The 10411-nt window shown below is 42.7% G+C and carries 9 protein-coding genes, 1 tRNA gene and 2 rRNA genes; all 12 read right to left on the bottom strand.

The annotated features are described in order from the left end of the window. Nucleotides 1-2133: ribosomal RNA gene (locus HMPREF1195_RS09995) — 23S ribosomal RNA — on the bottom strand; the annotation flags it as partial. 124 nt (nucleotides 2134-2257) lie between these two features. Further along, nucleotides 2258-2330: transfer RNA gene (locus HMPREF1195_RS09990), tRNA-Ala, on the bottom strand. Between the two features lie 53 nt (nucleotides 2331-2383). Continuing rightward, nucleotides 2384-3931, bottom strand: a 16S ribosomal RNA gene (locus tag HMPREF1195_RS09985). A 260-nt stretch (nucleotides 3932-4191) separates the two neighbouring features. Then, complete coding sequence (locus tag HMPREF1195_RS09980; RefSeq protein WP_023920190.1) at nucleotides 4192-5463, bottom strand: glutamate-cysteine ligase family protein; 1272 nt, start codon at nucleotides 5461-5463, stop codon at nucleotides 4192-4194. 254 nt (nucleotides 5464-5717) lie between these two features. Further along, nucleotides 5718-6104, bottom strand: coding sequence for a 50S ribosomal protein L17 (gene rplQ, locus HMPREF1195_RS09975; RefSeq protein WP_003002399.1), 387 nt, complete (start codon nucleotides 6102-6104; stop codon nucleotides 5718-5720). Between the two features lie 11 nt (nucleotides 6105-6115). Further along, complete coding sequence (locus HMPREF1195_RS09970) at nucleotides 6116-7054, bottom strand: DNA-directed RNA polymerase subunit alpha (protein ID WP_003009635.1); 939 nt, start codon at nucleotides 7052-7054, stop codon at nucleotides 6116-6118. 45 nt (nucleotides 7055-7099) lie between these two features. Then, nucleotides 7100-7483: a 30S ribosomal protein S11 gene (gene rpsK, locus HMPREF1195_RS09965; RefSeq protein ID WP_003002390.1), complete on the bottom strand. Its 384-nt coding sequence runs from the start codon at nucleotides 7481-7483 to the stop codon at nucleotides 7100-7102. 23 nt (nucleotides 7484-7506) lie between these two features. Continuing rightward, complete coding sequence (gene rpsM, locus HMPREF1195_RS09960; RefSeq protein WP_003009631.1) at nucleotides 7507-7872, bottom strand: 30S ribosomal protein S13; 366 nt, start codon at nucleotides 7870-7872, stop codon at nucleotides 7507-7509. Between the two features lie 17 nt (nucleotides 7873-7889). Continuing rightward, a complete protein-coding gene (rpmJ, locus tag HMPREF1195_RS10855) occupies nucleotides 7890-8006 on the bottom strand; it encodes a 50S ribosomal protein L36 (protein ID WP_001808836.1) in 117 nt (38 codons plus the stop codon). Nucleotides 8007-8029: 23 nt separating this feature from the next. After that, on the bottom strand, nucleotides 8030-8248 hold the full coding sequence (infA, locus tag HMPREF1195_RS09955) for a translation initiation factor IF-1 (RefSeq protein WP_001029883.1): 219 nt from the start codon (nucleotides 8246-8248) through the stop codon (nucleotides 8030-8032). Nucleotides 8249-8364: 116 nt separating this feature from the next. Beyond that, complete coding sequence (locus HMPREF1195_RS09950) at nucleotides 8365-9003, bottom strand: adenylate kinase (RefSeq protein ID WP_023920188.1); 639 nt, start codon at nucleotides 9001-9003, stop codon at nucleotides 8365-8367. A gap of 96 nt (nucleotides 9004-9099) precedes the next feature. Further along, entirely contained in the window at nucleotides 9100-10410 is a 1311-nt protein-coding gene (gene secY, locus HMPREF1195_RS09945) for a preprotein translocase subunit SecY (RefSeq protein WP_023920186.1), read from the bottom strand. Nucleotide 10411: the final 1 nt, after the last annotated feature.

Raw genomic sequence — 10411 nt, 5'->3', positions numbered from 1 at the left:
ATGGCTCCTACCTATCCTGTACATGTGGCACAGACACTCAATATCAAACTGCAGTAAAGCTCCATGGGGTCTTTCCGTCCTGTCGCGGGTAACCTGCATCTTCACAGGTACTAAAATTTCACCGAGTCTCTCGTTGAGACAGTGCCCAAATCATTACGCCTTTCGTGCGGGTCGGAACTTACCCGACAAGGAATTTCGCTACCTTAGGACCGTTATAGTTACGGCCGCCGTTTACTGGGGCTTCAATTCATACCTTCGCGTTACCGCTAAGCACTCCTCTTAACCTTCCAGCACCGGGCAGGCGTCACCCCCTATACATCATCTTACGATTTAGCAGAGAGCTGTGTTTTTGATAAACAGTTGCTTGGGCCTATTCACTGCGGCTGACTGAAAGCCAGCACCCCTTCTCCCGAAGTTACGGGGTCATTTTGCCGAGTTCCTTAACGAGAGTTCTCTCGCTCACCTGAGGCTACTCGCCTCGACTACCTGTGTCGGTTTGCGGTACGGGTAGAGTATGATTAACGCTAGAAGCTTTTCTTGGCAGTGTGACGTCACTAACTTCGCTACTAAACTTCGCTCCCCATCACAGCTCAATGTTATAGAATTAAGCATTTAACTCAATTCACACCTCACTGCTTAGACGTGCACTTCCAGTCGCACGCTTTAGTTAGCCTACTGCGTCCCTCCTTCACTACATACTCTAGTACAGGAATATCAACCTGTTGTCCATCGGATACACCTTTCGGTCTCTCCTTAGGTCCCGACTAACCCAGGGCGGACGAGCCTTCCCCTGGAAACCTTAGTCTTACGGTGGACAGGATTCTCACCTGTCTTTCGCTACTCATACCGGCATTCTCACTTCTATGCGTTCCAGCGCTCCTCACGGTACACCTTCTCCACACATAGAACGCTCTCCTACCATACCTATAAAGGTATCCACAGCTTCGGTAAATTGTTTTAGCCCCGGTACATTTTCGGCGCAGGGTCACTCGACTAGTGAGCTATTACGCACTCTTTGAATGAATAGCTGCTTCTAAGCTAACATCCTAGTTGTCTGTGCAACCCCACATCCTTTTCCACTTAACAATTATTTTGGGACCTTAGCTGGTGGTCTGGGCTGTTTCCCTTTCGACTACGGATCTTAGCACTCGCAGTCTGACTGCCGACCATAATTCATTGGCATTCGGAGTTTATCTGAGATTGGTAATCCGGGATGGACCCCTCACCCAAACAGTGCTCTACCTCCAAGAATCTTAATGTCGACGCTAGCCCTAAAGCTATTTCGGAGAGAACCAGCTATCTCCAAGTTCGTTTGGAATTTCTCCGCTACCCACAAGTCATCCAAGCACTTTTCAACGTGCCCTGGTTCGGTCCTCCAGTGAGTTTTACCTCACCTTCAACCTGCTCATGGGTAGGTCACATGGTTTCGGGTCTACGACATAATACTAAGACGCCCTATTCAGACTCGGTTTCCCTACGGCTCCGTCTCTTCAACTTAACCTCGCATCATATCGTAACTCGCCGGTTCATTCTACAAAAGGCACGCTCTCACCCATTAACGGGCTCGAACTTGTTGTAGGCACACGGTTTCAGGTTCTATTTCACTCCCCTCCCGGGGTGCTTTTCACCTTTCCCTCACGGTACTGGTTCACTATCGGTCACTAGAGAGTATTTAGGGTTGGGAGATGGTCCTCCCAGATTCCGACGGGATTTCTCGTGTCCCGCCGTACTCAGGATACTGCTAGGTATAAAGACTATTTCGAATACGAGGCTCTTACTCTCTTTGGCTGACCTTCCCATGTCATTCTTCTATAGTCTTTAAGTCCACATTGCAGTCCTACAACCCCGAAGAGTAAACTCTTCGGTTTGCCCTCCTGCCGTTTCGCTCGCCGCTACTCAGGCAATCGCTTTTGCTTTCTCTTCCTGCAGCTACTTAGATGTTTCAGTTCACTGCGTCTTCCTCTACCTATCCTTAACAGATAGGAGTACTAGCCATTAGCTAGTGGGTTCCCCCATTCGGACATCTCTGGATCGTCGCTTACTTACAGCTCCCCAAAGCATTTCGTCGTTTGTCACGTCCTTCTTCGGCTTCTAGTGCCAAGGCATCCACCGTGCGCCCTTATTAACTTAACCTTATTTTTGGTCTTGCGACCTAAACTCTTTAAATATTTACAGCGTTTCGGTTTATTTTCTTGTTACTATTTGATATAGATATTCAATTTTCAATGTTCAATCTTAACACCCTTTAAAGTGTTAATGGAGCCTAGCGGGATCGAACCGCTGACCTCCTGCGTGCAAAGCAGGCGCTCTCCCAGCTGAGCTAAGGCCCCACAAGACCTCTCAAAACTAAACAAGACCAACGTACAGGTTTCCTTTTCCTTAGAAAGGAGGTGATCCAGCCGCACCTTCCGATACGGCTACCTTGTTACGACTTCACCCCAATCATCTATCCCACCTTAGGCGGCTGGCTCCAAATGGTTACCTCACCGACTTCGGGTGTTACAAACTCTCGTGGTGTGACGGGCGGTGTGTACAAGGCCCGGGAACGTATTCACCGCGGCGTGCTGATCCGCGATTACTAGCGATTCCGACTTCATGTAGGCGAGTTGCAGCCTACAATCCGAACTGAGACTGGCTTTAAGAGATTAGCTTGCCGTCACCGACTCGCGACTCGTTGTACCAGCCATTGTAGCACGTGTGTAGCCCAGGTCATAAGGGGCATGATGATTTGACGTCATCCCCACCTTCCTCCGGTTTATTACCGGCAGTCTCGCTAGAGTGCCCAACTGAATGATGGCAACTAACAATAGGGGTTGCGCTCGTTGCGGGACTTAACCCAACATCTCACGACACGAGCTGACGACAACCATGCACCACCTGTCACCTCTGTCCCGAAGGAAAACTCTATCTCTAGAGCGGTCAGAGGGATGTCAAGACCTGGTAAGGTTCTTCGCGTTGCTTCGAATTAAACCACATGCTCCACCGCTTGTGCGGGCCCCCGTCAATTCCTTTGAGTTTCAACCTTGCGGTCGTACTCCCCAGGCGGAGTGCTTAATGCGTTAGCTGCGGCACTGAGTCCCGGAAAGGACCCAACACCTAGCACTCATCGTTTACGGCGTGGACTACCAGGGTATCTAATCCTGTTTGCTCCCCACGCTTTCGAGCCTCAGCGTCAGTTACAGACCAGAGAGCCGCTTTCGCCACCGGTGTTCCTCCATATATCTACGCATTTCACCGCTACACATGGAATTCCACTCTCCCCTTCTGCACTCAAGTTAAACAGTTTCCAAAGCGTACTATGGTTAAGCCACAGCCTTTAACTTCAGACTTATCTAACCGCCTGCGCTCGCTTTACGCCCAATAAATCCGGATAACGCTCGGGACCTACGTATTACCGCGGCTGCTGGCACGTAGTTAGCCGTCCCTTTCTGGTAAGTTACCGTCACAGTGTGAACTTTCCACTCTCACACTCGTTCTTCTCTTACAACAGAGCTTTACGATCCGAAAACCTTCTTCACTCACGCGGCGTTGCTCGGTCAGACTTCCGTCCATTGCCGAAGATTCCCTACTGCTGCCTCCCGTAGGAGTCTGGGCCGTGTCTCAGTCCCAGTGTGGCCGATCACCCTCTCAGGTCGGCTATGTATCGTCGCCTTGGTGAGCCGTTACCTCACCAACTAGCTAATACAACGCAGGTCCATCTCTTAGTGATGCAATTGCACCTTTCAAATCAATATCATGCGATATCGACTTTTATGCGGTATTAGCTATCGTTTCCAATAGTTATCCCCCGCTAAGAGGCAGGTTACCTACGCGTTACTCACCCGTTCGCAACTCATCCGCTCGGTGCAAGCACCAAGCTTCAGCGTTCTACTTGCATGTATTAGGCACGCCGCCAGCGTTCATCCTGAGCCAGGATCAAACTCTCATTAAAATAATTGTTTGTCTTAAACTCATTCTGTCACTGACAGATTTATTGTTTTTTTATTGTTCAGTTACTATAACCTTAGTTATAGCGCCCTGCACATTGGTTCGTCTTGTTCAGTTTTCAAAGGTCTTTGTCGCTCTCGCGCGACAACTATATTAGTATATCATGACCTACCCTTACTGTCAACACTTTTTTTAAAAATTTTTTATTTTTTTGAAAGTTTTTTTGAAATAAACAAAGAAAAGCCTGTATTACAGGCTTTTCTATTAGTCTAGTTCTTTGTTAATGATGAGAAATTTTTCTTCTCCATAACCTCTTTTAATTAATCCTGCTTTAGCTATGTCCAGAAGATCTTTTGAAAAGGATTGTATCGCTTCTTTTTCCTTTTCACTTAGATTTTTCTTTGAATATTTCTTTCTAAGTTTTCGATAGTCCTGTTCTTCATTTTTAAAAAATGAACATTCTTCTAAATAGTTTTCCAGTTTTTCTAATTCTACAAACAAGCCCAACTCAAAGGCTATCGGGGCAAAGGTGGTTTCTAATGGTTGTGTACAAACGCTTCTAAATTCCACAGTCCCACGAGCAGTTAAATCTTGAAATTGGTAACTTCGATGTTGTTTTAGATCTTCTTTTACAGGGTTAATGATCTTCTCATTTCCATCAGCCGTATAGGCCGTAATTTCTTTTTGATCTAGATAGTTTTCCACTCGAATTGGTTTAAAATAATAAGATTTTCCCTCTCTAGTTGCCGTAAAAATAGCTGTTCTAGCGAGATTATTAAAAAACTCTTCTTCGCTTTGGTAGTCCTTAGGATAAATCCCTACATTTTCCTTATAATAACCATGTAAGGATTCTTCCCAGAAAATATCTCTGGCAATTTTTGTATCCCAAACCTCTGCTGAAAATTCTGAGTTAGAAAACAAATATGCTTTTACTGCTTCAATTTTATTAAATGCATTAATGATGCGAAGATAGTTATCGCGCCTTACATCCAATTGAACCTGGTTTCCGCATATAAATGCTCCGTACGAAGGATAGGAGTGTGTTTTCATCCCTGTACCATTCATTGCAAGGAAAGCCATTAACATCTTGTATCGTTCGATTTTCACTGGGCTATTATCATTTTCTTTCCACAAAGGATGGATTCCGCGCCCTTGGATTTCGTGATTATTTTCTTGCAAAATCGGTTGAATGATCTTTAAATAGGCCTCAAAACGTTTGGCTACCTCATTTATAGAATGAGCTCTCTCAAATGCAAATTCAATTGTATTGTAACTCAACTCGAATAGAATACGATCTTTAGAAGAGCAGTGAATCAATTGAATGGGATTTTGATCGTCATCTATTTTTTCAACTTCAAAATCTGATAAGTTGGCTAAGGTTCGAAAAAGATTTTTCGTCACCTCTATATTTGTTTTGTTTCCATTTGTTTCTACAATCGGAAACTCTAATTCAACTCCGACAAAGAGTTCCGAATCCTCTTTCATATTACTAAGGTACTTCTCTTTTAGTAATTTAATTGCTTGTTGTTTTGTCATTGAATCCTTTTTCTTCTATTGGAGATATGGGTTCCATTATATCATTTTTTGCTATTCTCGACTACTCATGAAAAGCAAGACAAAACGCCTGCTTACGAAATTGTTTTAAATTAAAGCAATTTCGTAAACAAGCGTCTACCATTCATTCAATATGATGAGTGTTCCCGCTGGGGAAAATCCCCAGCGGTAGACCAGAGCTAGACTAAGAATAACAGTGTATTCCATCATCATAACACTCAACAAAATTGATGATATTATACCAATTCGATGATAGCCATTGGCGCAGCATCACCACGACGTGGTTCAGTTTTAAGGATACGAGTATATCCACCATTGCGCTCAGCATAACGAGGTGCTAATTCAGAGAACAATTTTTGAAGTGCAGTTGTTTCTGAGTATTTACCTGTTTCTTCATCAAAGTTTTGTGATGCAACTTCGTTACGTACGAATGCAGCAGCTTGACGACGTGCATGCAAATCACCACGTTTACCCAAAGTAATCATTTTTTCAACTGATTTACGGATTTCTTTCGCACGTGCTTCAGTTGTTACAATTGCTTCATTGATGATAAGATCTGTAGTCAAATCGCGAAGCATCGCTTTACGTTGTGAGCTAGTGCGTCCTAGTTTACGGTAAGCCATGTATTCCTCCTCTATTTATCGTTTTTTAACCCAAGGCCTAAGTCGGCAAGTTTGATTTTAACTTCTTCAAGACTCTTACGTCCCAAGTTACGAACTTTCATCATTTCTGCTTCTGATTTTTCAGTCAAATCGTAAACAGTATTAATGCCAGCACGTTTCAAACAGTTATATGAACGAACTGAAAGATCTAATTCTTCGATCGTACGTTCTAAAATGCGATCATCAGAAGTTGTATCTACTTCCTTCATAACATCTGTTGCAATAGCAATTTCAGTTAAGTTTGTGAATAGATTTAGGTGTTCTGTCAAAATACGAGCAGACAAACCTAAGGCATCTTCTGGAATGATTGTCCCATTTGTCAAAATTTCAAGGGTTAGCTTGTCAAAGCCATCGTTGCTACCAACGCGTGCTGGTTCAACTTGGTAATTGACTTTAGTCACTGGCGTATAGATTGAATCTACAGCAAGTGTTCCCACTGGTGCATCATCTTTTTTGTTTTGATCAGCTGGAACATAGCCACGTCCACTGTTTACAGTAAGCGTCGCTTTCAAAGATGCTCCCTCTCCGATTGTAAATAGATAATGATCAGGGTTTACAATTTCGATGTCACTATCAGTAAGAATATCTCCAGCAGTTACTTCTGCAGGTCCTTCTACATCAAGTTCAATAATCTTTTCGTCTTGGACGTAAGATTTAACGGCGATTCCTTTAACGTTAAGAATAATTTGCATAACGTCTTCACGGACTCCTGGAACGGTATCAAATTCGTGGAGTACACCTTCAATGTTGATTGAAGTGACAGCTGCACCTGGAAGTGAAGCCAGAAGTACACGACGAAGTGAGTTTCCAAGTGTTGTACCATAGCCACGTTCAAGTGGTTCTACGACAAACACGCCATAATCTTTGTTTTCATCAATTTTTGTTATATTTGGTTTTTCAAACTCAATCATTTGCTATACTCCCTCTTAAACGAAAAGCTGTGTAATTGTTGATGATTATACACGGCGACGTTTTGGAGGACGAGCACCATTGTGTGGTACAGGAGTTACATCGCGGATTGCAGTTACTTCAAGACCAGCAGCAGCAAGTGCACGAATAGCAGACTCACGACCTGAACCAGGACCTTTAACAGTTACTTCAACAGATTTAAGTCCGTGTTCTTGAGCAGCTTTTGCAGCAGCTTCTGATGCCATTTGAGCAGCAAATGGTGTAGATTTACGAGAACCTTTAAATCCAAGTGCACCTGCAGATGACCAAGCGATTGCGTTACCATGCACATCAGTAATCATAACAATTGTGTTGTTAAATGTAGCGTGAATATGAGCAATACCAGATTCGATATTCTTTTTCACACGACGTTTACGTGTTGGTTTAGCCAAGATTTTTACCTCCTTATTTTATTTTATTTTTTCTTACCTGCAATCGCAACAGCTTTACCTTTACGAGTGCGAGCATTGTTTTTAGTGTTTTGTCCACGAACTGGAAGTCCACGACGGTGACGGATACCACGGTATGAACCGATTTCCATCAAGCGTTTGATGTTCAAGTTTACTTCACGACGAAGGTCACCTTCAACTTTGATTGCGTCAACTTCACGACGGATAGCATCTTCTTGATCTGGTGTAAGATCGCGAACACGAATATCTTCAGAAACGCCTGCAGCAGCAAGGATTTTCTTAGATGTTGGAAGTCCGATACCGTACACATAAGTCAATGAAATTACTACACGTTTGTCATTTGGAATGTCAACTCCAGCAATACGAGCCATGTTTTCTCCTTTCTATCTTATCCTTGACGTTGTTTGTGTTTTGGATTTGCTGGGCAAATTACCATAACACGACCATTACGACGAATTACTTTACAGTATTCGCAAATTGGTTTGACCGATGGTCTTACTTTCATTTTTATCCCTCCAAGTTTTTCGATTATTTAAAGCGGTATGTGATACGTCCACGTGTCAAATCGTACGGACTCATCTCCACTGTAACACGATCTCCCGCTAAAATACGAATATAGTTTTTACGAATTTTACCAGAAACTGTTGCTAAAATCTGATGTCCATTTTCAAGTTCAACCGTAAACATAGCATTCGGCATTGTATCGACTACTTTGCCTTCTACTTCAATCACATCGTCTTTTGCCACGCAAAAGTACCTCCATAAATTTCGATTCATTCCTCTGAGCACAGAGGTAACAATTATAAGTCAGACTAACTAATTGTAACACTAGTTGTCCAATATTGCAAGCATGAAAAACGCTTTTATTTCAAATTTGACAAGACTTTTTCAATGTCTGAAAATACATCATTGATATCTTGGTTCCCTTGGATGTCATGTACGAGTCCTTTTGAACGATAAAATTCAATGATTGGTTCACCTTGGGCAATATTAACATCCAAACGACGTTTTACTGTCTCAGGTTTATCATCTTCACGTTGGTAGTAATCTTCCTCTTTGTAATCAACTGGTGGATTGAATACTTTATGGAAAGTTTCTCCAGTTTGACGATGAATGATACGTCCGCTCAAACGCTCTAAAAGACTGTCTGGATTTACTTCGATGTTGATAACACCTTCAAGCTCAATACCAAGTTCAGCCAATGTTTTATCTAAAGCATGAGCTTGCTCAATGGTACGTGGATATCCGTCTAACAAGAAACCTGTTTCTTTAATATCATCTTGAGCCAAACGTTCTTTTACAATCCCGTTTGTCACATCATCTGGCACCAATTCACCTTTGTCGATGAATGATTTCGCCAATACACCCATTTCAGTTTGGTTAGCCATTGCTGCGCGGAACATATCGCCGGTAGAGATATGCGCTACGTGAAACTCTTCAACGATTTTCGCCGCTTGGGTCCCCTTACCTGCTCCAGGCAATCCCATAATTAAAAGATTCATGATGAATCCTCCTTATTTTGTTTTTAAATGGAAGCAGGAGCGAATTCCTATTTCCATTTAAAAACAAAATAGAAGGCTGACAAAGTCAACCTTATTCTATTCTGTTGTTGTGTCCATAAATCCGACATACTTACGTTTTAATAAGTAGCCTTCTAATTGTTTCATTCCTTCAATACCTGTTGAAATAATGATTAACAAACTCGTTCCCCCAAGAGCAACTGCATCTGTCAAACCAAATAAATCTCGAGCTAAGATTGGAATGATAGTAATAAAGCCAAGGAATACTGATCCGACGCTTGCTAAACGACGTAGCAAACGAGACATAAACTCTTCTGTTCCCTTACCAGGGCGAACACCTGGGATATAGGCACCACTCTTTTGAAGGTTTTCTGCCGTTTTTTCAGGATTGATCTGAACAAACGTGTAGAAGAAGGTGAAGAGAATGATCAATAAGGCATACATTGCCACACCAGTTGGTGTGTTTGTAGCCAACATGGCTTGAGCTGTTTTCACCCATCCTGCATTGTAACCCATAGCGCTAATCACTTGGAAAATGGCAGCAGGCGCTGCTGTAATCGAACTAGCGAAGATGACAGGAATAACCCCTGCTGGGTTTACTTTCAAAGGAAGGTAAGAACTTGATGGAGCTCCTTGTGCAATCTTTGTATATTGGATTGGAATCTTGTATTGTGCTTGCTCTACAAAGGTTGTAAAGTAAACAATAACCAAGACGGCAAGGATTAATACCCCAACAAAAATGAGGGAATTGGTCATTTGACCAGAACGAACGTTCACAAATGCATTTTCATAGATTTCTTTAATCATCTCAGGAATTGATGACACAATCCCTGCAAAGATAATCATTGAAACACCATTTCCGTAGCCTTTATCTGTGATTTGTTCTCCAAGCCAAGTCACAATCATGGAACCGGTCGTCAGAATCGCACCGATTAATAGATAGGTCTTGGTATTTGGAGTTGCGACTAATTTCGCCTGAGACAAGGTGTGGAAGGTAGCTGTAATCCCGATGGATTGAACAAAGGCTAGAACCAAAGAAATATAGCGTGTTGCTTGGTTGAGCTTTCTTCGACCAACTTCCCCTTGTTTGCCCCATTCAACAAACTTAGGTAACAGATCCATTTGCAAAAGTTGCACGACGATCGAAGCTGTGATGTATGGGCTAACCCCTAATGCGAAAACTGAGAAGTTCCTCATGGCATTCCCAGAAACCAAACTGAGCATGTTCAAGAAGGACACATCTTGAAGGTTGTTCAGAATTTTCGCATTTACACCAGGCACTGTAATCGTGGTCCCAATGCGGAAAACAAGAATGATGAAGATCGTAAATAAAATCTTCGACCGTACTTGTTTCACCTTAAATGCATCTTTTAATAATTTAAAAAACATA

It is taken from the genome of Streptococcus parasanguinis CC87K, assembly GCF_000507765.1.
Classification (GTDB): domain Bacteria; phylum Bacillota; class Bacilli; order Lactobacillales; family Streptococcaceae; genus Streptococcus; species Streptococcus parasanguinis_J.
Note: the sequence above shows the minus strand (reverse complement) of the source record. Positions and strands in the feature narration are given on the sequence as shown.

Coding starts and splice junctions, on each gene's coding strand:
- HMPREF1195_RS09980 (WP_023920190.1), bottom strand. CDS start 5,463: ATGACAAAACAACAAGCAATTAAATTACTAAAAGAGAAGTACCTTAGT.
- rpsM (WP_003009631.1), bottom strand. CDS start 7,872: ATGGCTCGTATTGCTGGAGTTGACATTCCAAATGACAAACGTGTAGTA.
- HMPREF1195_RS09950 (WP_023920188.1), bottom strand. CDS start 9,003: ATGAATCTTTTAATTATGGGATTGCCTGGAGCAGGTAAGGGGACCCAA.
- secY (WP_023920186.1), bottom strand. CDS start 10,410: ATGTTTTTTAAATTATTAAAAGATGCATTTAAGGTGAAACAAGTACGG.
- rpmJ (WP_001808836.1), bottom strand. CDS start 8,006: ATGAAAGTAAGACCATCGGTCAAACCAATTTGCGAATACTGTAAAGTA.
- HMPREF1195_RS09970 (WP_003009635.1), bottom strand. CDS start 7,054: ATGATTGAGTTTGAAAAACCAAATATAACAAAAATTGATGAAAACAAA.
- rplQ (WP_003002399.1), bottom strand. CDS start 6,104: ATGGCTTACCGTAAACTAGGACGCACTAGCTCACAACGTAAAGCGATG.